At 54.4% G+C, this 24,030-nt stretch carries 21 protein-coding genes; 12 read left to right on the top strand and 9 right to left on the bottom strand.

All coding sequences use genetic code 11. From position 1 onward, the window contains the following. Positions 1-6 precede the first annotated feature (6 nt). Positions 7-837, bottom strand: a complete 831-nt coding sequence (locus VRC33_RS16585; RefSeq protein ID WP_338557416.1) for a DeoR/GlpR family DNA-binding transcription regulator — start codon at positions 835-837, stop codon at positions 7-9. A 489-nt stretch (positions 838-1,326) separates the two neighbouring features. On the opposite strand from VRC33_RS16585, the gene VRC33_RS16580 reads away from it, so the two are divergent. After that, on the top strand, positions 1,327-2,418 hold the full coding sequence (locus VRC33_RS16580; RefSeq protein WP_338557415.1) for a DUF1176 domain-containing protein: 1,092 nt from the start codon (positions 1,327-1,329) through the stop codon (positions 2,416-2,418). A gap of 98 nt (positions 2,419-2,516) precedes the next feature. Here VRC33_RS16580 and tkt read toward each other — a convergent pair whose 3' ends face one another. The 3 genes from tkt to rpiB form a co-directional block, all read right to left on the bottom strand. Then, positions 2,517-4,517 (bottom strand): transketolase, encoded by a 2,001-nt coding sequence (gene tkt / locus VRC33_RS16575; RefSeq protein ID WP_338557414.1) that lies wholly within the window; start codon positions 4,515-4,517, stop codon positions 2,517-2,519. Between the two features lie 109 nt (positions 4,518-4,626). Beyond that, positions 4,627-5,577 carry a transaldolase gene (gene tal / locus VRC33_RS16570; RefSeq protein ID WP_338557413.1) on the bottom strand — a complete coding sequence of 317 codons (951 nt, stop codon included), beginning with the start codon at positions 5,575-5,577 and terminating at the stop codon, positions 4,627-4,629. 317 nt (positions 5,578-5,894) lie between these two features. Continuing rightward, on the bottom strand, positions 5,895-6,353 hold the full coding sequence (rpiB, locus tag VRC33_RS16565; RefSeq protein WP_338557411.1) for a ribose 5-phosphate isomerase B: 459 nt from the start codon (positions 6,351-6,353) through the stop codon (positions 5,895-5,897). A gap of 408 nt (positions 6,354-6,761) precedes the next feature. On the opposite strand from rpiB, the gene VRC33_RS16560 reads away from it, so the two are divergent. From VRC33_RS16560 to maeB, 7 genes are all read left to right on the top strand, one after another. Beyond that, positions 6,762-8,102: an MFS transporter gene (locus VRC33_RS16560; RefSeq protein WP_338557410.1), complete on the top strand. Its 1,341-nt coding sequence runs from the start codon at positions 6,762-6,764 to the stop codon at positions 8,100-8,102. After that, on the top strand, positions 8,099-9,859 hold the full coding sequence (locus VRC33_RS16555; protein ID WP_338557409.1) for a dihydroxyacetone kinase family protein: 1,761 nt from the start codon (positions 8,099-8,101) through the stop codon (positions 9,857-9,859). Before VRC33_RS16560 ends, VRC33_RS16555 begins: the two co-directional genes overlap by 4 nt. Continuing rightward, the gene (locus VRC33_RS16550; protein WP_338557408.1) at positions 9,859-10,641 is read left to right on the top strand and encodes a triose-phosphate isomerase family protein; all 783 of its coding nucleotides are present in this window, start codon (positions 9,859-9,861) and stop codon (positions 10,639-10,641) included. Before VRC33_RS16555 ends, VRC33_RS16550 begins: the two co-directional genes overlap by 1 nt. After that, positions 10,638-11,444 carry a sugar phosphate isomerase/epimerase family protein gene (locus tag VRC33_RS16545; protein WP_338557407.1) on the top strand — a complete coding sequence of 269 codons (807 nt, stop codon included), beginning with the start codon at positions 10,638-10,640 and terminating at the stop codon, positions 11,442-11,444. Before VRC33_RS16550 ends, VRC33_RS16545 begins: the two co-directional genes overlap by 4 nt. A gap of 3 nt (positions 11,445-11,447) precedes the next feature. Continuing rightward, positions 11,448-12,305, top strand: coding sequence for a phosphogluconate dehydrogenase C-terminal domain-containing protein (locus VRC33_RS16540; RefSeq protein WP_338557405.1), 858 nt, complete (start codon positions 11,448-11,450; stop codon positions 12,303-12,305). A gap of 137 nt (positions 12,306-12,442) precedes the next feature. Beyond that, positions 12,443-13,405 (top strand): sugar-binding transcriptional regulator, encoded by a 963-nt coding sequence (locus VRC33_RS16535; protein WP_338557404.1) that lies wholly within the window; start codon positions 12,443-12,445, stop codon positions 13,403-13,405. Between the two features lie 138 nt (positions 13,406-13,543). Continuing rightward, on the top strand, positions 13,544-15,823 hold the full coding sequence (gene maeB / locus VRC33_RS16530; protein ID WP_338557403.1) for an NADP-dependent oxaloacetate-decarboxylating malate dehydrogenase: 2,280 nt from the start codon (positions 13,544-13,546) through the stop codon (positions 15,821-15,823). A 209-nt stretch (positions 15,824-16,032) separates the two neighbouring features. On the opposite strand, the gene hemF is transcribed toward maeB, so the two are convergent. Continuing rightward, positions 16,033-16,941 carry an oxygen-dependent coproporphyrinogen oxidase gene (gene hemF, locus VRC33_RS16525; RefSeq protein ID WP_338557402.1) on the bottom strand — a complete coding sequence of 303 codons (909 nt, stop codon included), beginning with the start codon at positions 16,939-16,941 and terminating at the stop codon, positions 16,033-16,035. Between the two features lie 47 nt (positions 16,942-16,988). Next, positions 16,989-17,867, bottom strand: coding sequence for an N-acetylmuramoyl-L-alanine amidase AmiA (amiA, locus tag VRC33_RS16520; RefSeq protein WP_338557400.1), 879 nt, complete (start codon positions 17,865-17,867; stop codon positions 16,989-16,991). Positions 17,868-18,076: 209 nt separating this feature from the next. On the opposite strand from amiA, the gene VRC33_RS16515 reads away from it, so the two are divergent. The 4 genes from VRC33_RS16515 (at position 18,077) to VRC33_RS16500 (ending at position 20,284) form a co-directional block, all read left to right on the top strand. Continuing rightward, positions 18,077-18,502, top strand: coding sequence for a GNAT family acetyltransferase (locus tag VRC33_RS16515; protein ID WP_338557398.1), 426 nt, complete (start codon positions 18,077-18,079; stop codon positions 18,500-18,502). A 46-nt stretch (positions 18,503-18,548) separates the two neighbouring features. Then, entirely contained in the window at positions 18,549-19,004 is a 456-nt protein-coding gene (locus tag VRC33_RS16510; RefSeq protein ID WP_338557397.1) for a DUF2919 domain-containing protein, read from the top strand. 61 nt (positions 19,005-19,065) lie between these two features. Further along, positions 19,066-19,683, top strand: a complete 618-nt coding sequence (locus VRC33_RS16505; protein WP_338557396.1) for an RpoE-regulated lipoprotein — start codon at positions 19,066-19,068, stop codon at positions 19,681-19,683. Between the two features lie 73 nt (positions 19,684-19,756). Next, positions 19,757-20,284, top strand: coding sequence for a GNAT family N-acetyltransferase (locus VRC33_RS16500; RefSeq protein WP_338557395.1), 528 nt, complete (start codon positions 19,757-19,759; stop codon positions 20,282-20,284). Between the two features lie 74 nt (positions 20,285-20,358). Here VRC33_RS16500 and VRC33_RS16495 read toward each other — a convergent pair whose 3' ends face one another. From VRC33_RS16495 to xylB, 3 genes are all read right to left on the bottom strand, one after another. Then, complete coding sequence (locus VRC33_RS16495) at positions 20,359-20,841, bottom strand: glutathione peroxidase (RefSeq protein ID WP_338557394.1); 483 nt, start codon at positions 20,839-20,841, stop codon at positions 20,359-20,361. Positions 20,842-21,037: 196 nt separating this feature from the next. After that, positions 21,038-22,120, bottom strand: a complete 1,083-nt coding sequence (locus tag VRC33_RS16490) for a mechanosensitive ion channel family protein (RefSeq protein ID WP_338557393.1) — start codon at positions 22,118-22,120, stop codon at positions 21,038-21,040. A 423-nt stretch (positions 22,121-22,543) separates the two neighbouring features. Further along, the gene (xylB, locus tag VRC33_RS16485; protein ID WP_338557392.1) at positions 22,544-24,007 is read right to left on the bottom strand and encodes a xylulokinase; all 1,464 of its coding nucleotides are present in this window, start codon (positions 24,005-24,007) and stop codon (positions 22,544-22,546) included. Positions 24,008-24,030: the final 23 nt, after the last annotated feature.

Raw genomic sequence — 24,030 nt, 5'->3', positions numbered from 1 at the left:
TTAAAGTTAAAAGTTTATTAATTGCATCGCGCTCTGCCGCTGAGAACAGTCAATAATATTGACGCCGTTCCACGCGAGTTCCTGCTGCAATTCTTTATCTTTAAGCGTGTCGGTAATTAAAATATCCACGTCCCTGTAATGACAAATACGGGCAAAAGAAGGTTTCAGAAATTTACTGGCATCCATCAGTAAAAACTTTCTTTCTGAAGCCAGCAGCATTTGCTGTTTCAGGTGAGCGTGATTTTCATTTCCTTCCCGCAGATAGCCATCATTTCCCAGGCTGCTACAGGAGAAGAAAATCTTATTAATAAGGAACTCCTTTAACGGTTGTTCTGCCACCACCCCTTTAAAATCTTCATAGCGCGAAGAGTATTCACCGCCCAGACAGATGGTGCGGATGTTTCCTCTGGCTGCCAGAGTTTGTACCGTTCTCAGCGAATTAGTGATCACCGTTAATTCGATATCCGGTAACTGCCTGGCTAAAAACCAACAGGTGCTGCTGCTGTCGAGCAAGACACAGTCACCAGGGGTGATAAACTCCAGCGCCCGCTTGGCAATCAACATCTTTTGCGTCACGTTCTCGTTAATTCGCTGACTGAATGCCAGTTCATGTTCGCTCAGGTCCGCTTTGCCGGTGGAGGATGCCCCTGGGCTGCGGGGGGTAATTACTGCACCTCCGTGACTGCGTTGTAAAATCCCTTTCTTTTCCAGCGCGCTTAAGTCGCGGCGAATTGTTTCCTGGGATACCTGACATAAATTAACCAGCTCCGTGACTAAAACCCGACCCTGGTGAGTTAATTGCTCGATAATTTGCCGCTGGCGTTCAATCGGCATCATGATGACCTCCGGTGTTTATAAAAGTAATGGATAGCAGGATCGCAAAATGTGCCCTGGACGAGGGTCCAGGACCTGAAAGGGCACGCTGCTGATTAAAGCGATCCTGATCAAATATCTGATTGGAGATGTAAGTCGTTACATTGATTAATTTGAGCTAAGTCACATTAATACGGCTTTTTACCGGCGGGTTATTCAATATTGGCTGCACTAACCTTTACCGGGAAATCAGAATAACATGCCCGTTTTTGACCGAATGTGGGGATTTGACTGATTTAACGTTTTATTAACCTTGTCCGACTAATCTGATTGAGCTGATTACCTGTCGGGGTCATAATAATGGCTAAAGTGTTATTACGTTAATCCGCTGGGAATCAGGGATTTCATGGTGAAATAGTGCGTTAAAATTAACTCTTCGCTGATAAAACTCTGCCGAAGGTCAACCTTTACGCTATTCTTACAATACAAGTGACCCTGGGATAACCGTTTTCAATGCCTTACTGGATGAAATTACCTTTTGCCCTGCTGCTGTTTGCCGCTTCGCTTCACGCTGAGCCGCTGCAAAAAGTCTTTTCTGACTGGCAGATAACCTGCAATAACCTCAACAGTTGTGTGGTGCGTAATTTTCCGGGCGATAACGGTCTGGTGATGAGTGTCAGCCGTAATGCCGGCGTCAGCGATCGTCCGCTGCTGCGGATTGATTACGGCAACCGTTATACCGGCGAGCTTAAAGGCGGCCCACTGAAGGACAATTTATTGCTCGACGGTCAGCGCCTGAAACCCGATCTCAAACACTGGGAGGTTGAGCCTCACCATCTCACCACGGACAACTCAATTTCCATTGATGAGTTTCTGGCGCAGGTGATGGATGCCGACAATATCCAACTGCTCTACAAGCCCTCTGCCACGCTCTCGCTGCACGGTCTGAAAGCGGCGCTGTTGCTGATGGATGAAGTGCAGGGCAGGGTTAACAACATGAGTGCCTGGGTGAAACGCGGCAGCCGCGCAGCGATGGATGTGCCACCTGAACCCGCCGTGCCGCTGATCACGCCACCCCAAACGCCGCCTTCGCCGCTGACACGCGATGAAACTACCGGGCTGATCGATTTTGGCACCTGGCGGGTTAATACCGACGAGTGTTCATTAGACCCGCAACGCCGGGAAGTCAGCGTGGCTCCTCTCTCGGATGATAAGGCGTTGCTGTTAATCAGCTGTGAAATGGGTGCCTATAACGTCATTGACCTCGCCTTTGAGGTCAGCCGCACGCAGCCCTACGTGGCGAAGGGACTGTCACTGGCTCTGCCGTTTGTTCCCCCCGGGCACGGTGATAAACAGCTTGAACTGATCAATGCCGAATATGATGCCAACACCGGTGAGCTGATGACCTACAGCAAAGGCCGTGGGCTTGGCGACTGTGGCAATGCCAGCCGCTGGCAGTTTACCGGCAACCAGTTTGTGCTGGCGGATTATGCCGAAGAGGGCACCTGCGATGCCTGGCACGGCAGCGATGACTGGCCTGCGCTGTGGACCAGTCATACTCTGTCCACGCCCTCCAACGCCAGCGTTGAAATGACTGCGCAATAATATCCGCATGACTTCAGGCATAAAAAAGCCCGGCAATGGCCGGGCTTTTTGCTCTCTGCGGTAACCCCGCCGGTCAGGCGGGGAGTAACGCATCAGGCTTAGTGAGGTTTCAGCAGGGACTCTGCGTGGCTGACGATATTCTCAACCGTGAAGCCAAACTCGTTGAACAGCTTATCGGCTGGTGCTGACTCACCAAAGGTAGTCATCCCCACGATAGCACCGTTCAGGCCAACATATTTATACCAGTAGTCGGCGATACCAGCTTCCACGGCCACACGGGCGGTAACGGTAGAAGGCAGAACCGATTCACGGTAGGCAACATCCTGCTTATCAAACAGATCGGTTGACGGCATGGAAACCACGCGAACCTTGTGAGCGCTGCGGGTCAGCTTCTCAGCGGCGCCCAGGGTGATTTCCAGTTCAGAACCGGTAGCAATCAGAATCACATCTGGCGTGCCGTCACAGTCTTTAAGTACATAAGCGCCGCGGGAGATATTATCCAGCTGCTCTTTAGTACGCTCAGGCTGCATCAGGTTCTGGCGGGAGAGGATCAGCGCCGTTGGGCCATTATGACGCTCAACAGCATGTTTCCACGCTACCGCGGTCTCAACCTGGTCACACGGACGCCATACGCTCATGTTTGGCGTAACGCGCAGGCTGGCAAGCTGCTCAACCGGCTGGTGCGTCGGGCCATCTTCGCCCAGACCGATGGAGTCATGGGTATAGACCATGATCTGACGGGCTTTCATCAGCGCCGCCATACGTACCGCATTACGCGCGTATTCCACAAACATCAGGAATGTCGCGGTGTAAGGCACGAAGCCGCCGTGATGGGCGATACCGTTAGCAATGGCCGTCATGCCAAATTCGCGCACGCCATAGTGGATATAGTTACCGGCCAGATCCTCTTTAATCGATTTGGAACCAGACCAGATGGTGAGGTTACTCGGCGCGAGGTCGGCAGAGCCGCCCAGGAATTCCGGCAGGATTTTACCCCAGGCTTCCAGCGTGTTTTGCGACGCTTTACGGCTGGCGATTTTTTGTGGATTAGCCTGCAGTTGCTCAATAAACTTCTGCGTTTCCTGCTCCCAGTTCTCCGGCATACCGCCATTCATACGGCGGCTGTACTCTTTAGCCAGTTCCGGATGGGCGGCTTTATAAGCGGTGAACTTCTCGTTCCACTCCTGCTCGTACTTATTACCGGCTTCTTTGGCATCCCACTGAGCATAGATATCATCAGGGATTTCAAACGCCGGATAGTTCCAGTTCAGCTGCTTGCGGGTCAGGGCGATTTCATCCGCACCCAGCGCGGCACCATGAGCTTCTTCTTTACCTGCTTTATTTGGCGAGCCAAAACCGATGATGGTTTTGCAGATCAGCAGAGAAGGCTTATCGGTAACGCTTTGTGCTTCTTTGATAGCTTTGGAGACCGCTTCTGCATCGTGACCGTCAATGTCACGGATCACATGCCAGTTATAGGCTTCGAAACGCTTCGCCGTATCATCGCTGAACCAGCCTTCCACTTCGCCATCAATCGAGATGCCGTTGTGGTCATAGAAGCCGATCAGTTTACCCAGACCCAGGGTTCCAGCCAGCGAACAGACTTCGTGCGAAATCCCTTCCATCAGGCAGCCATCGCCCATAAAGACATAGGTATGGTGATCGACGATGTCGTGGCCAGGACGGTTAAACTGCGCGCCCAGCGTGCGTTCGGCAATCGCCAGACCCACGGCGTTAGCCAGGCCCTGACCCAGCGGACCGGTAGTGGTTTCCACGCCCGGCGTGTAACCAATTTCCGGGTGGCCAGGCGTTTTCGAGTGCAGCTGGCGGAAGTTTTTCAGCTCTTCAATCGGTAAGTCATAGCCGGAAAGGTGCAGCAGGCTGTACAACAGCATGGAGCCGTGACCGTTAGAAAGGATAAAACGGTCACGATCGGCCCAGGCGGGATTCGTCGGGTTGTGATGCAGGTAGTCGCGCCACAACACTTCAGCAATATCTGCCATGCCCATTGGGGCACCCGGGTGACCGGAATTGGCTTTCTGCACCGCATCCATACTCAATGCACGGATGGCATTAGCCAGTTCTCTACGTGAAGACATGTTTTTCTCCCTGATTGTTGGGGGGATGAAATGGGCGGATAAAATATGAAAGGGCGAAGGTTCTGAGGTCGGGGTTTCCCCGGCGGTCAGAACCTCTCGCCCATTTTAATTACAGTCTTGCAGACAGTACGTCTTCCAGTTCCTGCTGATCTTTAGCAAACTGACGGATACCTTCGGCCAGTTTTTCAACCGCCATCGCATCCTGGTTGTGCTCCCAGCGGAACTCCTGCTCAGACAGCGGAGCTGGCTGATGGAAAGCTTCGGTAGAAGGGGCCAGCTTGCGTTCTACAGGGGCATCGCTGGCCTGCAACTCTTCCAGCAGGTTAGGGGAAATGGTCAGACGATCGCAGCCTGCCAGCGCCAGGATCTGTTCCGTTTTACGGAAGCTGGCCCCCATGATCACCGTGTTATAACGGTGCTGTTTGTAGTATTCGTAGATGTTGCGAACAGACACCACGCCCGGATCCTGATCCACTACATAAGGGTCCATAGGTTTGCGGGTGTTGTACCAGTCATAGATACGTCCTACGAACGGAGAAACCAGGAAGACGCCCGCTTCGGCACAGGCGCGGGCCTGAGCAAAGGAGAACAGCAGGGTCAGATTGCAGTTGATGCCATTCTTCTCAAGTTCTTCCGCTGCGCGGATACCTTCCCAGGTGGACGCCAGTTTGATCAAAATGCGTGAACGGTCGATACCGTGATCTTCATACATTCTGACCAGCTTTTCTGCTTTGGTCACACACATGCCGCGGTCGAACGAGAGGCGGGCATCCACTTCGGTGGAAACGCGTCCGGGAACGCTTTTCAGAATTTCCATTCCGAGGTTAACGGCGACTTTATCGCTGGCATTGATAATTTGGGTTTCTTTGCTGCCGCCCTGTTTTTTGGCGTAGTCGATAGCGTCGGTAATCAGGTGCTTGTAAGAGTCGAGGCTGGAGGCTTTCAGGATCAGAGACGGGTTGGTGGTGGCATCTTCCGGGTGATAGTTACGGATGGATTCAATATCGCCACTGTCAGCCACCACGGTGGTGTATTGTTTCAGTGCGTCTAGCTGGTTCATCTCTTGGCTCCTTGATGTGCAATCTGCATAACGAAGTTAACCTGACGGGCAGAGGGGCTCGAGGCCAACGATGCAGCCTTGAATCTTCTCTAAGGGGAATTTTCAGGGGGGCTAACATCGAGTCTACCCGACATGGCTTTCTGTTCTCAGGCCAAACATTGCATCAGACGTCCTGTAATGAAAATGCGTTTTCTCTGATTGTTGCAATGGGTTCGCCCAATGGTTGGGTCGCGGGCACCTAAAAAATGCCGCACTTTTCAGTGTAGCACCTCTGCAGAATTCTGTGATGGCGCGCAGGGGTGCGCGCCACGAATGGCTTATTTCCCGCCGGCATTCTGCTCGTAATAGCTGATCTTATCGACTTTCGCCGATGAGCCGCCCGCTTCAAATTCTGACTCCAGCCAGCTGTTCACTATCGAACGCGCCAGTTCAGGACCGATAACCCGTGCGCCCATAGTCATAACCTGTGCGTTGTTACTTTTACGGGCACGCTCTGCGGAATAAGTGTCGTGACATTGAGCGGCACGAATGCCGGTGACTTTATTCGCCACAATCGCCATGCCAATGCCCGTGCCGCAGATCAGGATACCGCGTTCATGCTGGCCATCTTTAATGGCGTTCGCCAGGGACCAGGCAATGTCCGGATAGAGCGGACGATCGTTTTGCGCGTCATTACTGTAGTCGGTGACTTCGATATTTTTGTCCTGAAGATGCTGTTTAATCAGGTTTTTTAATTCCAGTGCCGCGTCATCGGCACCAATCGCGATAGAAGACATAGGTTTCTCCACAGGTAAGAGGGCCGAGAGGCATCCCGATGTCAGGAAGCCGGTCTGCGGCGAACTGTCACTACCCTCGCATAAAGTCGTACATATGTTCAAGTGGTGTTCTTTTGTTTTTTTTAACCTCCTCACAAATTGTACAGGTATGGTGATGAAGGTCGCTTTATTGCGTCTTTATGACCGCAATTCATAAAAAATGAAAGGTTTTGAGATCGGTCACACTTTTATGATTGGGGCATGGGCAATGAACATTGTTGCAGGTAATGTTCATATGTTCACGCATTGATGCAATGCCCGGGAAGACCCACAGAGGACTCAAACCATGCGTCAAATTGACTTTCAACCAGGTCCATCGCCCTACAAGCTGGCCGTTTTCACTTCTGAACCTACCGAAGAGGAAAGGGTATGAGTACGCACCTGCAATCCGCCGTCGAAAAATCAGCTATCCGCAAGGTTTCCCTGCGCTTAGTCCCCTTTGTTGCCCTGATGTTCTTTATCAACTTCCTCGACCGCACGGCGATCTCTTTCGCCGGTCCTAACGGGATGAGCGAAGACCTGGGGCTACAGGCCGCGCAGTTTGGTCTGGCCTCAGGCATCTTCTTTATTGGTTATATCCTGCTGGAAGTTCCCAGCAACCTTGCCCTGCATCGCTTTGGTGCCCGTAAATGGCTGGCAAGGATCATGGTCAGCTGGGGCATTGTCTCGCTGCTCTTTACCTGGGTCAGCAGTGTGGAAGGGCTTTATACCCTGCGCCTGTTGCTGGGTGTGGCAGAAGCCGGCTTCTTCCCCGGGGCGATCCTGTTCCTGAGCATGTGGGTTCCGGCACGCCATCGCAGCAAGGTGCTGTCGCTGTTCTACCTGGCGCAGCCGCTGACCGTCGTTTTTGGTGCCCCTCTGGCCGCCGCACTGATCGAACAGCACGGGCTTTTTGGACTTTCAGGCTGGCGCGTTATGTTCCTCGGCGTCTCTATTCCAGCCATCGTGGTCGGCATCATCACCTGGTTCTACCTGGCAGATTCACCGCGTGAGGCCAAATGGCTGAACGAAGAGGAGAAACAGTGGCTCAGCACCGAGCTGGAAAAAGAGCGCGACCAGAAGCAGGGCAACATGCATCCGGGCCTGCGTACCGTGATGTTTAATGGCCGTGTCTGGATGCTGTGCCTGATCTATTTCGGTTTCATCTACGGTCTGTATGCGCTGGCCTTCTTCCTGCCTACCATCATTGCCGGCTTCCAGCAGCAGTTCGGCACCTCCTTTAATGTGATTGAGAAGGGGCTGATTACCGGTGTGCCTTACCTCTTCGCCGCCGTAGTGATGTTCTTCTGGTCACGGGATGCCTCGCGCCGGGGCTGCAAAACCTGGCACATCGCGCTGCCAGCCCTGACCGGGGCAGTCAGCGTGCCGCTGGCCCTTTATATGGACTCGCCAATGGCTACCATCCTGGTGATCTCCATTACCGCCAGCTCCATTTTTGCTGCCTTACCTAACTTCTGGACTTTACCTACGCAGTTCCTGACCGGCGCTTCTGCCGCGGCGGCTATTGCGCTGATCAATACGCTGGGTAACGTCGCCGGCTTCTCGGCAGGCTACCTGACCGGCATGCTGAAAGACGCCACCGGAGGCTACACCGTTTCAATGATGGTGGTGGGGGGCTTCATGTTGCTCTCCGCAATACTGATGCTGTTACTCAACGCCAGACGTCCAGGAATCCAGTCTGGCCGCCTTCCTAAGGAGCACACGCAATGACCTATTTATTCAACCAACCTTCAGCCTTCGCCAGCGAACTGATTGAAGGGTTTGTAGCGGCCAACGCGGATAAAGTGCGTCAGGTGCCGGGCGGCGTGGTACGCAGTACCCGCAGCGCACCAGGCAGCGTGGCGATTGTTATTGGCGGCGGCTCCGGCCACTACCCGGCTTTCTCCGGTTTAGTCGGGCAGGGGATGGCTCACGGTGCCGCGATGGGCAATCTGTTTGCCTCGCCTTCTGCCCAGCAAATTTATAACGTGGCCCGTGCGGCAGAAAACGGCGGCGGTGTGCTGCTGGCCTTTGGTAACTATGCCGGGGATGTGCTGCATTTTGGTCAGGCCTGCGAGCGCCTGAAATCCGAAGGGATCCCCTGTGAAGTGCTGGCCGTCACCGACGATATCTCCAGCGCTTCGCTCGCGGAACAGGAAAAACGCCGCGGCGTTGCGGGAGATTTAGCGGTGTTCAAAGCGGCCTCTGCGGCGGCAGAAGCGGGATATTCGCTGGAGGAGGTGGTCCGTCTTGCCCGTCATGCCAATCATCGCACCCGTTCTCTGGGCGTCGCTTTCTCCGGTTGTACGCTGCCCGGAGCCACCCATCCTCTGTTTGAGGTGGCGCACGGCACTATGGCGCTGGGTATGGGCATCCACGGCGAGCCGGGGATCAGCGAATGCGCCATTCCCCCTGCGGATGCGCTGGCCGATCTGTTTGTGGAAAGCCTGCTGAAAGAGTGCCCGCAGGAGATTAGCCAGCCTCGCGGTCAGCGGGTAGCGGCGATCCTCAACGGCCTGGGCTCGGTGAAATATGAAGAGCTGTTTGTGGTCTATCGCCGCGTGGCACAACGTCTGCAGGAGGCCGGGCTGGAAGTGGTGGACCCGGAAGTCGGTGAATTCGTTACCAGCTTCAACATGGCTGGAGCTTCCCTGACCCTGATGTGGCTGGATGAGGAGCTGGAAAGTTTCTGGCGTGCTCCGGCTAATGCGCCGGCCTTCCGTAAAGGGAGCGTCATCGTGGCTGAAGCCCTGAGCGAGGCTGAGCTGATCGTGCCGGAAGTGGATGAGGTTCCCGCTGCCACTAAAGCTTCGCAACATTCTGCAGGCTGCGTGCTGGCTGTAGTCAACGCCATTGCACAGGTTATTGAAGAAAACGAAGAAGAACTGGGCCGTATTGATGCGGTTGCCGGTGACGGCGACCACGGCATCGGCATGGCTCGCGGAGTGAAAGGCGCGCAGGAAAAAGCGCTGGAAATGCAGCAGCGTCAGGCTGGGGCAGGCACCTTGCTGTGCCGGGCCGCCGATGCCTGGGCTGACAAAGCCGGTGGCACTTCGGGCGCATTATGGGGCGTGGCGTTAACCGCCATCGGCACCGCGCTGGGGGACAGTGAAGCGCCTGATGCTCAGCGCGTGGCTCTCGGCGTACAGCATGCCAAAGAGGGCATCATGCACTTTGGCAAAGCCAGACCGGGCGACAAAACCATGGTCGACGTGCTGGTGCCATTCAGTGAAACGCTGAGCGCCCGCGTGCAGGCCGGGGATTCGCTGGTGGAAGCCTGGGCAGCGGCTGCACAGCAGGCTACGCTGAGTGCTGAAGCCACGGCTAACCTGGTGCCAAAAATGGGCCGTGCCCGTCCGCTGGCCGAAAAGAGCATGGGCACCCCGGATGCGGGCGCTGTCTCTCTGGCGCTGATCGTTAATAAAGTGCTGGAGCAGCTTCGCCAGACGGCCCCGGCCACTGAAAATCGCCTGCAGGAGACAAACTGATGACACAGCCGCGGATTACGCTGGGCGTTAGCCTGAAAATGTATTTCAGCTATCAGCAAACGCTGGCATGGAGTAAGGAAGTCGCTGCTATAGCCCGGTCTCATCCGGCCATCGTCAGTGGCGAGGTGGGGCTGTTTGTCCTGCCCTCGTTTCCCACGCTGCCGCGGGTGCTGGAGGCTTTTGCCGACACTAACGCGGTGGTGGGCGCGCAGGATCTTTGCCCGGAAGATAACGGAGCATGGACCGGAGAGGTCAGCGGCACTCTGCTGGCAGAGATGGGCTGTGGCTATGCGGAAGTCGGCCATGCCGAACGCCGCCGCTATTTTCACGAAGACGACGAAATGATTGCCCGCAAGCTGGCCGCTTCGCTGCGCAACGGCCTGACACCGGTGCTTTGTCTGGGGGAGCCAGAACAGGGCGAAAGTCAGGACGCCATTGCGTTGTGCCGTCAGCAGCTGGATGCCTCGTTGCAGGTGGCTCGTCAGCAACAGCTTTCCGGCCACATTATCCTGGCCTATGAACCGCAGTGGGCTATCGGCGCGGCGACCTCTGCACCGGACGATTTCATTGCTGAAGTCTGTCACGGGCTGCGTCAGATTCACGGGCTGGGTAATTTCACCTTCAGCGTGATTTATGGCGGCAGCGCAGGTCCCGGCCTGCTTAACCGCCTGGGCAACCGCGTCGGCGGACTGTTCCTGGGGCGCTTTGCCCATCAGCCTTCCGCGCTGGCGGCAATCATTGATGAAGCCGCAGCACTGGCTAAAGCGCAGGGGGCCGTATGAGCACAGGGTTAAGCACTTACGCTTATTTCTGGCGCATGTCAGAAAAGGTTCCTGCGCCGATGAGCCTGCAACAGGTGCTGCAGCACACGGCGGAGATGGGCGTTTCTGTTTTCCAGATTTGCGATTATCCGCAGATTGAGGGCTGGAGTTCATTACAACTTCAGGCCTTGCGTCAGCAGGCTGACCAGTTGGGTATGAGCCTGGAGCTGGGTACCCGTGGCCTGATGGCAGAACACCTCCAGCGTTATCTTGAGCTTGCAGACGCGCTCGAAGTGACGGTGCTGCGTTCGATGTTTAACAGCGCCACCTCGCGCCCGACGCTTGATGAAGCGTCATCGATGATTGAAAGGGTGCTGCCAAAATTTGAACAGCAGCAGCTTAAGCTGTGCCTGGAAACTTATGAGCAGGTTCGCAGCGCTGACATGATGTCGGTGATTAACCGGTTTGACTCTCCGTCACTGGGCGTTTGCCTGGATCCGGCTAACTGCGTGGCGGCGCTGGAGTTGCCTGAGCAGGTAATTGAAAACACTGTGGATCGCGTCCTCAATCTGCACATCAAAGATTTCGCGTTTTCCCGTCAGGATGGCTGGGTTGGCTTTACGCTGGCTGGCGCACCTATGGGGGAAGGCTTACTCAATTATGACCTGTTGATCGACCGGGTTCAGCCTGATCTTAAAGGCATAAACCAGATTGTCGAACACTGGCTGCCCTGGCAGCAGGAGGCTGAACGCACCTGCCAGCTCGAACAGCAGTGGACTCAACAAAGCGTCGACTATTTACGTAAACATCAATTTCAGGAGTGATTTATGAGCACACAATTAAAAACAATTACCGTTATCGGCGCAGGCGGCAAAATGGGCATGCGTATCTCTGCCAACCTGCAAAAAAGTGACTATCAGGTCTTTTATTGTGAAAGCGCCCCTCAGGCTCAGGCCCAGGTGACCGCGCAGGGCCGTGAACTCTCTGACGCTGCCTCCGTGGTGCCAGCCAGTGACGTGGTGATCCTGGCCGTGCCGGATATCGTTCTGGGTAAAGTTTCTGAAATTGTTGTGCCACAGATGAAAACCGGAGCGATCCTGTTAACGCTGGACCCGGCTGCGGCCTACGCCAACCTCATCGCCCTGCGCGACGGCATTGAGTATGCCGTGGCTCACCCTTGCCATCCTTCGGTATTCCTTGAGCGCTACACCAAAGAAGAGCATGCCGATGCCTTTGGTGGCGTGGCTGCGGTTCAGCACATCGCCGCTTCTTATGAAACCGGCAGCGATGAGCAGAAAGCCGAGCTGAGCAAAGTCGTCAGCGTGATGTACGGTCCGGTTGAAGCAGTGCACTGGGTGACCGTGAAGCAGCTGGCCTACCTGGAACCCACCCTGGTGGAAACCGTGGCCTGTATGGTCGGTGCTTTTATGAAGGAAGCGCTGGACGAAACCGTTAAACACTCCGGCGTGCCGGAAGAAGCGGCTAAAGCGATGCTTTATGGCCATATTCAGATTGCCCTTGCCGTGGCTTTCCGCGCGACCAACCCCTTCTCGGATGCCTGCATGATCGCTATGGAATATGGCCGTGAGAAAATCGTTAAGCCGGACTGGAAGCAAATTTTCGACGAGAAAGAGCTGGATATCGTCATCGCCCGCATGCTGAAAATCGACAAAATCCGCCGTTAATTTGACCGGCCTCCGGCCCAGGGTGGGCAATCATTGGCCCACCCTGGGGGAAAATGGTATAAATCCGGTATTGCCGTGCCGGCGGTCATCAGACCGCCCTGCACGCACCGACTTATCTCCAGCTCAAGAGAACCCGGATGGAAAAGAGTACGCCTTCTCAGGACACCGAACTGCTGACGGAAATTGCCGTCGCCTATTATCAGGATGAAATTACCCAGGAAGAGATCGCGCGCAAGTTTGGCATTTCCCGTATCAAAGTAGGACGGCTGCTGAAAAGAGCCAAAGAGGAGGGCATCGTTGAGATCAACGTACGCTATCATCCGGTCTTCAGTACCCGTCTTGAACAGCAACTGCTGGCGCGTTTTCCCCTGCAGCGGGCGCTGATAGCGCTGGATTATCAGGACGAGGATGAGCAGCGACGTCAGGTCGCTTCGCTGGTGGCCACGCATCTCGCGCAGACGCTGAAAGACAATGCCGTGGTGGCCGTAGGGCAGGGCAGAAACATCGCTGCAGTAGCCGATCATCCCGGTAATGTTCCCCTGCGTAACTGCCATTTTATCAGCGGCATTGGGGGGACTCACCGCCCCGGTGATGCGATCAACGCTGACCATATCAGCCGCCGCCTGGCGAGAAAGTTTGGCGGCATCAGCGAAACGCTCTATGCCCCGGCCTATGTTGAGAACCGGGCGTTGAAAGAGTCTTTCATGCAAAACGGCACCATTAAGGAGACGCTCGATCGCGCGCGTAAAGCCGATGTGGCGCTGGTGGGCATCGGGGATATGAATGAGAACAGCTACATGGTGAAGCTGGGCTGGTTTACGCCTCATGAGATCATTGATGCCAGCCTGAATCAGGGCGTAACCGGCGACGTGGCCGGGTATGATTTTTTTAATGCGCAGGGCCAGCATGTGGACACGGTGATGAATGACCGGGTCATTGGCCTGAGCATTGATGAGCTGCGCAAAATCCCCTGCGTCATCGCCATTGCCTCAGAAAATACCAAGGCGATGGCGATCCTCGGTGCGCTCCGGACCGGCGCAATAGATATTATTGCCAGCTCCGCACAGAACATCCGCACGCTGTTAAATATGACCAAATAACGTCGGAGAAGGGTGCGGATCTTCGCCGCGCTCTTGAGGTTATTCTCTCTGTTTTATGGTTTGCTTCAAGTTTTTCTCTTCTCTGCCCCTTTTATACTGATGCGTTTGACCCCGCTGAAAAATGAAAGGACCCTGATAATGGACGACCAACTGAAGCAGAGTGCGCTCGATTTTCATCAGTTCCCGATCCCGGGAAAAATTCAGGTTTCACCCACCAAACCCCTGGCAACCCAACGCGATCTTGCCCTGGCCTATTCGCCAGGCGTGGCTGCTCCCTGTCTGGAGATTGCCGCCGATCCGCTGGCTGCCCATAAATACACGGCACGAGGCAACCTTGTGGCGGTGATCTCCAACGGCACGGCGGTGCTGGGATTGGGAAACATCGGCGCGCTGGCGGGAAAGCCAGTGATGGAAGGCAAAGGCGTACTGTTCAAAAAATTTGCCGGAATCGACGTGTTTGATATCGAAATAGATGAGAGCGACCCCGACAAATTGATCAATGTCATCGCGGCGCTGGAGCCGACGTTTGGCGGCATTAATCTGGAAGACATCAAGGCACCGGAGTGTTTCTACATCGAGAAAACGCTGCGTGAACGCATGAACATTCCGGTGTTCCACGACGATCAGCACGGCACCGCAATCATCTGTACCGCGGCGGTGTTAAACGGTTTAAGAGTGGTGGAAAAAGCCATTTCTGATGTCCGGCTGGTGGTTTCCGGGGCCGGTGCTTCGGCTATCGCCTGTATGAATCTGCTGGTGGCGCTCGGTATGCAGAAGCACAACATCGTGGTCTGCGATTCGAAAGGGGTGATTTATCAGGGCCGCGAGGAGAACATGGCCGAAACCAAAGCCGCCTATGCGGTGCAGGACAGCGGCAAACGGACGCTGGATGAGGTGATAGCCGGTGCCGATATTTTCCTCGGCTGTTCCGGGCCTGGCGTGATGAAGCCGGAGATGGTGAAAAAAATGGCGCGCGATCCGCTGATCCTCGCGCTTGCCAACCCGGAACCGGAAATTCTGCCGCCGCTGGCGAAAGAGGTTCGCCCGGATGCGATTATCTGTACCGGCCGATCCGATTACCCCAACCAGGTTAACAATGTCCTCTGCTTCCCGTTTATCTTTCGTGGCGCGCTGGATGTGGGGGCCACGGCGATCAATGAAGAGATGAAACTGGCCGCGGTGCACGCCATCGCAGAGCTGGCGCTGGCGGAACAGAGTGACGTGGTGGCCTCCGCCTATGGCGATCAGGAACTCACTTTCGGCCCCGATTACCTGATCCCTAAACCTTTCGATCCGCGCCTGATCGTACAGATCGCGCCAGCGGTAGCTAAGGCCGCTATGGATTCCGGTGTGGCTACCCGGCCCATTGAGGATCTGGATGCCTACCGCGAAAAGCTGACCGAATTCGTCTATAAAACCAACCTGTTTATGAAGCCGATCTTCTCGCAGGCGCGCAAAGATCCCAAACGCATCGTGATGGCTGAAGGGGAAGAGGCGCGAGTGCTTCATGCCACGCAGGAGCTGATTTCGCTGGGCCTGGCAAAGCCGATCCTGATTGGCCGCCCCAGCGTAATAGAGATGCGGCTGAAAAAGCTGGGGCTGAAAATCGAGGCGGGTAAAGATTTTGAGGTGGTCAATAATGAATCGGATCCGCGCTTTAAAGCCTACTGGGGAGAGTATTACCAGATCATGAAGCGCCGTGGCGTTTCGCCTGAACAGGCACAGCGTGCGGTGATCGGCAACCCGACGCTGATTGGCGCAATCATGGTGCATCGCGGTGAGGCTGACGCCTTAATCTGCGGCACCATCGGCGATTACAAAGAGCATTACGAGGTGATCGAAAAGCTGTTTGGCTTCCGGGAGGATGTGAAGGTGGCTGGAGCGATGAATGCGTTGCTGCTGCCCAGCGGCAACACCTTTATTGCGGATACCTATGTCAACGAAGATCCCACGCCGGATCAGCTGGCCGAGCTGACGCTGATGGCTGCAGAAACCGTACGGCGCTTTGGTATTGAACCGAAAGTAGCGCTGCTTTCCCATTCCAGTTTTGGCACCTCAAACGCCCCGGCAGCCCGTAAAATGCGGGAAACGCTGGCGCTGGTGAAGGCCCGCGCGCCGGATTTGGAAATCGACGGCGAGATGCACGGTGATGCCGCGCTGGTGGAGAGTATCCGTCAGGATTTGATGCCTGACAGCCCGCTGAAAGGCTCAGCCAATATCCTGATCATGCCCAATGTAGAGGCTGCGAGGATCAGCTATAACCTGCTGCGCGTCTCCTGTTCGGAAGGGGTCACCGTGGGGCCGGTACTGATGGGCATTGCAAAGCCGGTACATGTTCTGACGCCGGTTGCTTCGGTCAGACGCATCGTCAATATGGTGGCGCTGGCGGTAGTGGAGGCGCAAACGGCACCGCTGTAACCCTCTGCGGTTTGGCAAGGGCAATGGCAATGAAGAGCTGCTCTTGAGGTTAATGACACAGTGCAGGCTCAGGGAGCCTGTGCCTCTCACAAAGACGCAAAAAGCGCCGTCCGTGGCAGCTCAGCACGGGCCATCCGTGGCCCGTGATGCTTTGTTCAGGGCACAGGCTCCCATCGCTTTGGGTTCGTTAGCCGTCTGAAGGGATGGATTTAAATCCACTCCCTGACCGGCAGGAAATCGGTATAGAGTGCGGCTTCCGGCGAGCCAGGCTGCGGGCTGTAATCATATTCCCAGCGCACCAGCGGCGGCATCGACATCAGAATGGATTCGGTACGGCCACCGGTTTGCAGCCCGAACAGGGTTCCGCGATCCCACACCAGATTGAATTCCACATAACGCCCACGACGATAGAGCTGGAAATCGCGTTCACGCTCGCCCCACGGCAAGGCTTTACGGCGTTCGATGATCGGCAGATAAGCTTTCAGGAAGCCTTCCCCCACGGCCTGGGTGAACCGGAAACAGTGGTCGAAATCTGGCGTATTCAGATCGTCAAAAAACAGGCCGCCGATGCCACGCTGTTCGTTACGGTGTTTGATAAAGAAGTAGTCGTCGCACCATTTTTTATAGCGCGGATAAACCTCTTCGCCAAAGGGCTGACAGAGGTCTGAAGCGGTCTGGTGCCAGTGCACCGCATCTTCGGCAAAGCCGTAGTAGGGGGTCATATCAAACCCACCGCCAAACCACCATACGGGATCGGCACCCGGTTTTTCAGCGATAAAAAAGCGCACGTTGGCATGACTGGTCGGCAGATAAGGGTTTTCCGGGTGGATCACCAGCGAAACGCCCATCGCCTCAAAGCTGCGGCCCGCCAGTTCCGGCCGGTGCGCGGTGGCGGAGGCAGGCATCATATCGCCATGAACATGGGAGAAGTTAACCCCGGCCTGCTCAAAAATAGCGCCTTTACGCAGTACGCGACTACGGCCACCCCCACCGCCTTCGCGGGTCCAGCTGTCTTCTTCAAAGCTTGCTCCGCCGTCAGCCTGGGCTAACTGCTGGCAAATGGAGTCCTGCAGGGTGAGCAAAAACTGCTTCACTTTGGCGAGGTCGGGTGCGTTCATGGCTTACCTTACTGACGAAAAATGACGCGCGGAGTATACGCCAAAAATCAGCTGTTGCGCCGGTTATTGGCATCGAACTCGTCAAAGTAGCTGACCACGCCGCCCACAATGGCGGTGGCAATCTTCTTTCTGAAGGCGGTGGTACCCAGCAAACGCTCTTCCGATGGATTGGTAATAAAGGAGGTTTCCACCAGCACGGAGGGAATAGAAGGGGATTTCAGCACGGCGAACGCCGCCTGTTCCGTATGCTGGCTGTGCAGGTGATGAACAGGGCGGATCTGGCTCAGGAGATGCTTGCCCAGCGTCAGGCTGTTTTTGATGGTATCGGTCTGCACCAGATCGAACAGCACCTGTTGCAGATAGTGATCTTTCTGCGCGGCTTTCACGCCGCCCACATCATCAGCGGCGTTTTCGCGTTGAGAAAGATATCGCGCCATGCTGCTGCTTGCCCCACGATTTGAGAGCGCAAATACCGATGCGCCGTTGGCATCCGGGCTGGTGAAGCCGTCAGCATGAATCGACATAAACAGGCTGGCACCGTGCTGATGGGCAATCTCAACCCGCTCGCCCAGCGGAATAAAGTGATCCGTCTCGCGCGTCAGTCGCGCCTCAATATGCGGATGTTCACTGAGCATATCGCGAATATGGCCGGCAATTTCCAGCACTACATGCTTCTCCTCTGAGCCCTCTTCGCCGACCGCGCCGGAATCAATCCCACCGTGACCGGGATCGATCATCACGATTTTTTTACCGCCGGACGAAGGTTGGGGTGGCGTCATGGCTTTTTTGCGCAGGGAGGCGATCTCCGGCGTGGCCTGCTCCTGTTTAGCCCGCACGGGTTTACTGGCCAGAAACGCCAGCGCCAGACCAGAAAGCAGTAGCTGGCGGCGGGTTGTTAACGGGGTCATGCGGCCAAACTTTTTCATCAAATCCTCCTCAGGGCACAAAGTGCTTAGTGTTATATCGTAACAACGGGGGCAGTGCGAGGAGGGAACTATTTCAACGTCTTACTTTTTATTTCAGCAGGCTAACAGGGTATCGTACTGTTTTTTCCAGTTTAATCCCTGATGAAGCTTGCACCGGCGAAAGAAAGCGTGATAATCAGCAAATTGTGGTTAACATCAGGGGCAACGCCGTGGAAATTCGCGTTTTTAGCCAGACCGATTTTGAAGAAGTGATCACCTTATGGGAGCGTTGCGATTTGTTACGCCCCTGGAACGATCCGGAAATGGATATTGAACGTAAGCTGAATCATGACCCGGACCTGTTTCTGGTCGCGGTAGTGGGCGGAGAAATTGTTGGCACCCTGATGGGCGGCTACGATGGGCACCGTGGATCGGCTTATTATCTGGGCGTGCATCCTGATTATCAGGGACGCGGATTCGCTAACGCGCTGATCAACCGCCTGGAGAAAAAACTTATTGCACGCGGCTGTCCTAAAATTAATGTGATGGTGCGTGAAGAGAATTATGCGGTACTCGGCTTTTATGAAAAGCTCGATTATGAAATGCAGGACAGTGCCTTGTTGGGTAAACGCCTGATCGAAGATCGCGAATATTAATAAATTGGGTGGCGCTGTGCCGCCCATCGCTCCCGCCAGTGATGTGATGAATCTGATATTTTCCCCTGATGATTACGACGCCAAAGGCCAGCTGAAATTACCGCTGTGCTTCTGGGCTGTTTTGCTGTTGCAGGCCCGGACCTGGGTGCTGTTTGTCATGGCCGGGGCGTCGCGGCAGCAGGGAACCTCGCTGCTGGAGTTGTTCTACCCCGATACTCAGGCTTTCTGGATTGGCCTGGGGCTGGGGGTTCCTGCGGCGCTGGGCTTTCTGCTGACCGGCTATCGCCAGCGCCTTCCCCGGTTGTGGCAGGCGTGGCGCTGGGTTTTGATGCTGATGCTGGTGGCCATGCTGCTGTTGCAGACATTTACCCTGTGGCAGGGCGACGACCAGGCTTCCCCGGTAGCGATCCTGTTTACCGGTTTCGACCTGCTGGCGCTGGGCTGGCTGGGCTTAAGTCGCCGCCTGCGGGCCTGTTTTGATCCTGCCCGCAACGCCGGATAAAACTTTTTCGCGGATTGGCACTCCAATCTGTCTGGTTGTCTTTAGTTAATCAGGAGTTGCAATGAAATCTGTTCGCCCGGCACTGATTGCCGTCGCTTTACTGCTGACCGGCTGTGCCAGTTCCGGCCCCTCAACAGAAGCCAGCAGTGGAGCCACCTGGTGGAATCCGCTGACTTATTCCTGGTCCAGCCTCTCGCCGTGGCACTGGTTTGGTTCCTCCCTGACCGTGTCTGAACAGGGCGTGGGAGAGTTGAACAACGGCACGGCCATGAACGAAAGCGCCATTGATGATGCCCTGAAGGGTGACTATCAGGTGCGAAAAGGGATGCGAAGCGAGAACGGCGGCGTGGTGACCTTCTTCCAGGCGGTGAAGGATAAGCAGGTTAAAGTGGAAGTCACCGGGCAGACCACCGTGGATCGCATTGACGTCATGGACAGCGAAATTCCCGCAGCAAACGGTGTCAAACTGGGCACGCCGTTCAGCGATCTCTACAGCAAAGCATTTGGTGCCTGTCAGAAAGCCACCGGCAGCGACAGCGAGGGCGTGGAGTGCAAGGCACCGGGAAGCCAGCATATCAGCTACGTCTTCAGCGGCGACTGGCACGGCCCCGAAGGTCTGCTGCCTTCCGACGAAACGCTGAAAAAATGGACTCTGAGCAAGATCATCTGGCGTAAATAATAGTTTTCAGGCCGCCGTTCTGGCGGCCTCTTTAGAGCCTGGGCTCCCATTATATTTTGGTGGTATGTAAATCATGATTGAATATGAACATCTCAGCGCGACACAGGCCCGTCAACTCCTTCCCGATTTAGGTAACGTATTACAGGCGTGTGTCCAGGATGGCGCAAGCGTAGGTTTTACCGACCCTGCCGATCGTCTGGCGATTGATAACTTCTGGAAAGATAAAATCCACAGTCTTGCCAGTCAGGATAGTGATTTGCTCATAGCTCGCGATCGTGGTGTTTTGGTTGCAACCATTATGATTAATTATTGCGGCATACCTAATGGTCGCCATCGTGCTGAGATTTCTAAATTACTTGTCCACCCACAGGCGCGCCGTCAGGGTATTGCCAGGCAATTAATGAATCAGGCTGAACAAACGGCCTGGAAAAAGGGGATCGCCTTACTCGTGCTTGATACCAGGAGCGGCGACGTTGCCAGCGACCTGTATCTCTCTCTGGGCTGGCAGATAGCGGGATCTATTCCGTTTTACGCCCGGTCGATTGAAAATAAGTTAGATGCCACGACGTATATGTACAAAGCCAATAGTGCATCAACTTAGTGACACTGACAGGGATAACTGAAATTAGTTTTTCGTCAGTTCTCTAAAAATGAAGGTTTTGGATTACAGGAAAATTAGTTTTCAAGTGCAGCAAGAATTGCGGCTTCCATTTTCTCCGGGGTGGAAATCGGTGCAAAACGTTTGAGCGGTTTGCCGTCGCGTCCGATCAGGAACTTAGTGAAGTTCCATTTGATCCGCCCACCCAGCGCACCCGGCAATTCGTGTTTCAGATAACGAAACACCGGGTGCGCTGCGGTTCCGTTGACCTCCACTTTTCCGAACATCGGGAAGCTCACACCGTAGTTGATGTGACAGGTTCGCGCGATTTCGTCGGCGCCGCCGGGTTCCTGCTTACCAAACTGGTTGCACGGGAAACCCAACACCACCAGACCCCGGGCGCTGTACTTTTTGTAGAGCGCTTCAAGGCCTGCGTATTGTGGCGTGAAACCACAATGGCTGGCGGTATTAACCACCAGAACCAGCTTGCCAGCGTAGTCGGCCATAGAGATAAGCTGGCCATCCAGGCTGGTAGCCGTAAGTTGATGAAAGGTCGTCATATCAGAATCCTTAAAGCAGAGCCAGTTTGAAATCGACATTGCCACGTTGCGATACGTTTGAACTTACTGGGTGATTTCGTTCGGTTAAGCTCCCCAGGATTTCGTGCATGGCCAGACGTATCCACCCGGAACGAACGGCATTTCGTTTTTCAGATAACGAAACGCCGGGGCGGTGTGCTTCCTGTAGAATGTTTAATTACTTAACTTCCGGACTTTCAGAACCGGTATCGGTAAGCGTAGCTCTTACGTGAGGAAGGCACTGAGGATAATTTTTCTGAATAAACTCAATCATTTTTTCCCGCACGTGACAGCGCAAATCCCATGCAATAGGGGAATTCTGTGCCGTCATCAGTAATCTGATAGTCATGGTTTTTTCAGTGGTATCGGTAACCTGAAGTACCTGGGTTTGTTGATCCCAGAGTTTTGTTTCACTGAGGACTTTTTCAAAATGCTCACGCAGAGGATCTAATGGCATGGAATAATCAAGGTAAAGAAAAACAGAACCTAAAATTTGCGCATTATTACGCGTCCAGTTTTGGAACGGATTTTCTGTAAAGTAAGTAATAGGCAAGACCAGCCTGCGCAGGTCCCAGATACGCACCACAACATAAGTCAGGTTTATCTCCTCAATCCAGCCCCATTCCTTTTCAACGACGACAGCATCATCAATTTTTATCGGTTGCGTAAAGGCTATCTGAATGCCGGCAAACAAGTTGACAAGCGACTTCTGTAGAGCAAATCCAATTATTATTCCGGCAACACCGGCACCTGCCAGGATAGTCGTACCGAATTTTCGGACACCAGGGAAACTCAGAAGGATCAGAGAAAGGCAGAATGTCACAAGTACTACGATAGCGACTTTTTTTACATACATGATCTGAGTGCGAATTTTGCGGGCACGCAAATTATTGGAGAGATTAATGTCATAGCGTATAAAAAGCATATCCTGGACAACATTAGTCAATCGAATTAAAATCGAGCAGATTGATAATATAATAAATACATTAATAGTTGTTGTAATAAACTCAAGGGATTCAGGTTGAACATTGACATAATTAACCCCTAAACTCATAAACATTAAGGGGATAAAAAGAAACATTGATCCACGAAGGTGCTTTTCAAGGGATTTGAACAGCTTTCTGTCACGACTCTGCCAGTAGCGGATAAATCTGATAATGATAAATCGCGTCAGAAAACCCAGTGCGAGTGAAAGAGTGACGAGCAATACAGCAGGTACCCACGATGGAGCGCCAGATAACTCACCAAATATCAATGGCATTATTTTTCCTTATATTCAGCCAACAACCTTTAGTTGTCAGGCAAATCAAAAAATCAGTAACCTCTATCTTACAGGTTAGCTGCGGATTACCTAATTTACGTCCATTAGTATATGAAAAATGATATGAATTGAGTTTTTCAGGAGGTAAAAAACATCTGGAAATGTTGAGTGAACTCTTTCTGCATCCAGCACGATGTGCTGATCCACATTCACTTTTTCCGCCATGATGTCAAGAGCTGCTGAGCATGTTTAGCGAGTTGGAAAACAAGTTTGATGCCATGCTGCGCTTTGCCAAACCCGTCAGGCTGGCTATTTCTACGCGCCTCACTCAGGCAACTTCGCAACATCTGCGCCTGAATAATGCCTGCCATCACAGCAGGCTGGTCCTGAGGCCTGATTTTTCAGGCTGGCGACACAATCCGGTTACTCATCAGACATCAAAGGCTTCAGGGCCTGATAAAGTTGCCGGAACTTTACTCTGCCTGCGGCATAATCCTGATGGCGTTGCTCGTTGGGAAGGTGCCGTTGCTCCAGCGGCAATTCGGGTAACAGTTCGCTTAACGGCTTTTCAGGATTGAGGGCAATCTGTGCCAGTCTGGCAGCCCCTAATGCTGGACCCACATCTCCTCCCGTGCGGTACTCAAGCGTTTGCCCACTGATATCCGCCAACATTTGCCGCCAGTAAGCGCTCCTTGCGCCACCGCCAATCAGGATGATGCTTTGCGGTTTTACGCCGCTGGCATGCAGCGCATCCATGCCGTCAGCCAGAGCAAAACCTACCCCTTCAAGCACCGCCTGAGCAAGATGTCCGGCGTCATGCTGGTGGTTAAGCCCGAAAAATACCCCTTTGGCATGAGGATTGTTGTGCGGTGTGCGTTCACCGGAAAGATAGGGCAGGAACAGCACCGGGCTCTCTGCCGGTGTAGCCTGTTCTGCCTGGCGTAACAGGTCTGGCACATCGGCCATATTCGTCAGTTTGCAGGCCCACTCCAGACAGGATGCAGCGCTGAGTATCACCGACATCACATGCCAGCTTTGCGGTAAGGCGTGGCAGAAACTGTGAACGGCACTTTCTGTATTGCTGTGGAAACCGTCACTAACCGCGAAGTAAACGCCTGAAGTGCCCAGCGACAGCATCGCCTGACCGGTCTGATAAAGCCCGACGCCGACAGCCCCTGCGGCGTTATCGCCTCCACCCGCCACCACGGCCACATTTTCCGGCAATCCCCAACGCTGCGCCAGCGACGGCTTGAGGCTGCCGGTAATCTGATTGCCCTCAAACAGTGTTGGCATCTGGCTGCGGCCCAGGCCACAGGCCGCAAGCAGTGTATCGCTCCAGTCACGCCGTCCCACATCCAGCCACATCGTGCCTGCTGCATCCGACATATCACTGGCAAACTCGCCGGTCAGACACCAGCGCAGGTAATCTTTCGGCAGCAGCACCTTGTCGATCTGGCTGAAAATGTCGGGCTCATGCTGCTTCACCCACAGCAGTTTGGGGGCAGTGAATCCAGGCATCATCACGTTACCGGTGATGGCACGGGAATCCGGCACGTTCTCTTCCAGAGTGCGGCATTGCTCTGCGCTGCGACCGTCGTTCCACAGAATGGCCGGGCGTAAAACCTTCTGTTGGCTGTCCAGCAGCGTTGCGCCATGCATCTGTCCAGTCAGGCCCATTGCCCTGACCTCCTTCAGGCTCTGTTTTTCAGCCAGCGCCAGCAGGGCTTTATCGGTGGCCTGCCACCACTCAAACGGCGATTGCTCAGACCATAGTGGATGAGGGCGGGACAGGGTAAGCGGTTCACTGTGACTGGCAACGGGATGCCCGTTTTCACTCAGCAAAACGACTTTTACCCCGGAAGTCCCCAGATCAATGCCGATATACATAGGCGCTTTTCCTTTCTCTTGTG

The sequence above is a fragment of the Erwinia sp. E_sp_B01_1 genome (assembly GCF_036865545.1).
Lineage (GTDB): Bacteria > Pseudomonadota > Gammaproteobacteria > Enterobacterales > Enterobacteriaceae > Erwinia.
Note: the sequence above shows the minus strand (reverse complement) of the source record. Positions and strands in the feature narration are given on the sequence as shown.

What these genes read in the sequence shown, in the direction of transcription:
- VRC33_RS16585 (WP_338557416.1), bottom strand. Translation starts at nt 837, where the DNA reads ATGATGCCGATTGAACGCCAGCGGCAAATTATCGAGCAATTAACTCAC.
- VRC33_RS16580 (WP_338557415.1), top strand. Translation starts at nt 1,327, where the DNA reads ATGCCTTACTGGATGAAATTACCTTTTGCCCTGCTGCTGTTTGCCGCT.
- tkt (WP_338557414.1), bottom strand. Translation starts at nt 4,517, where the DNA reads ATGTCTTCACGTAGAGAACTGGCTAATGCCATCCGTGCATTGAGTATG.
- tal (WP_338557413.1), bottom strand. Translation starts at nt 5,577, where the DNA reads ATGAACCAGCTAGACGCACTGAAACAATACACCACCGTGGTGGCTGAC.
- rpiB (WP_338557411.1), bottom strand. Translation starts at nt 6,353, where the DNA reads ATGTCTTCTATCGCGATTGGTGCCGATGACGCGGCACTGGAATTAAAA.
- VRC33_RS16560 (WP_338557410.1), top strand. Translation starts at nt 6,762, where the DNA reads ATGAGTACGCACCTGCAATCCGCCGTCGAAAAATCAGCTATCCGCAAG.
- VRC33_RS16555 (WP_338557409.1), top strand. Translation starts at nt 8,099, where the DNA reads ATGACCTATTTATTCAACCAACCTTCAGCCTTCGCCAGCGAACTGATT.
- VRC33_RS16550 (WP_338557408.1), top strand. Translation starts at nt 9,859, where the DNA reads ATGACACAGCCGCGGATTACGCTGGGCGTTAGCCTGAAAATGTATTTC.
- VRC33_RS16545 (WP_338557407.1), top strand. Translation starts at nt 10,638, where the DNA reads ATGAGCACAGGGTTAAGCACTTACGCTTATTTCTGGCGCATGTCAGAA.
- VRC33_RS16540 (WP_338557405.1), top strand. Translation starts at nt 11,448, where the DNA reads ATGAGCACACAATTAAAAACAATTACCGTTATCGGCGCAGGCGGCAAA.
- VRC33_RS16535 (WP_338557404.1), top strand. Translation starts at nt 12,443, where the DNA reads ATGGAAAAGAGTACGCCTTCTCAGGACACCGAACTGCTGACGGAAATT.
- maeB (WP_338557403.1), top strand. Translation starts at nt 13,544, where the DNA reads ATGGACGACCAACTGAAGCAGAGTGCGCTCGATTTTCATCAGTTCCCG.
- hemF (WP_338557402.1), bottom strand. Translation starts at nt 16,941, where the DNA reads ATGAACGCACCCGACCTCGCCAAAGTGAAGCAGTTTTTGCTCACCCTG.
- amiA (WP_338557400.1), bottom strand. Translation starts at nt 17,867, where the DNA reads ATGAAAAAGTTTGGCCGCATGACCCCGTTAACAACCCGCCGCCAGCTA.
- VRC33_RS16510 (WP_338557397.1), top strand. Translation starts at nt 18,549, where the DNA reads ATGAATCTGATATTTTCCCCTGATGATTACGACGCCAAAGGCCAGCTG.
- VRC33_RS16505 (WP_338557396.1), top strand. Translation starts at nt 19,066, where the DNA reads ATGAAATCTGTTCGCCCGGCACTGATTGCCGTCGCTTTACTGCTGACC.
- VRC33_RS16500 (WP_338557395.1), top strand. Translation starts at nt 19,757, where the DNA reads ATGATTGAATATGAACATCTCAGCGCGACACAGGCCCGTCAACTCCTT.
- VRC33_RS16495 (WP_338557394.1), bottom strand. Translation starts at nt 20,841, where the DNA reads ATGACGACCTTTCATCAACTTACGGCTACCAGCCTGGATGGCCAGCTT.
- VRC33_RS16490 (WP_338557393.1), bottom strand. Translation starts at nt 22,120, where the DNA reads ATGCCATTGATATTTGGTGAGTTATCTGGCGCTCCATCGTGGGTACCT.
- xylB (WP_338557392.1), bottom strand. Translation starts at nt 24,007, where the DNA reads ATGTATATCGGCATTGATCTGGGGACTTCCGGGGTAAAAGTCGTTTTG.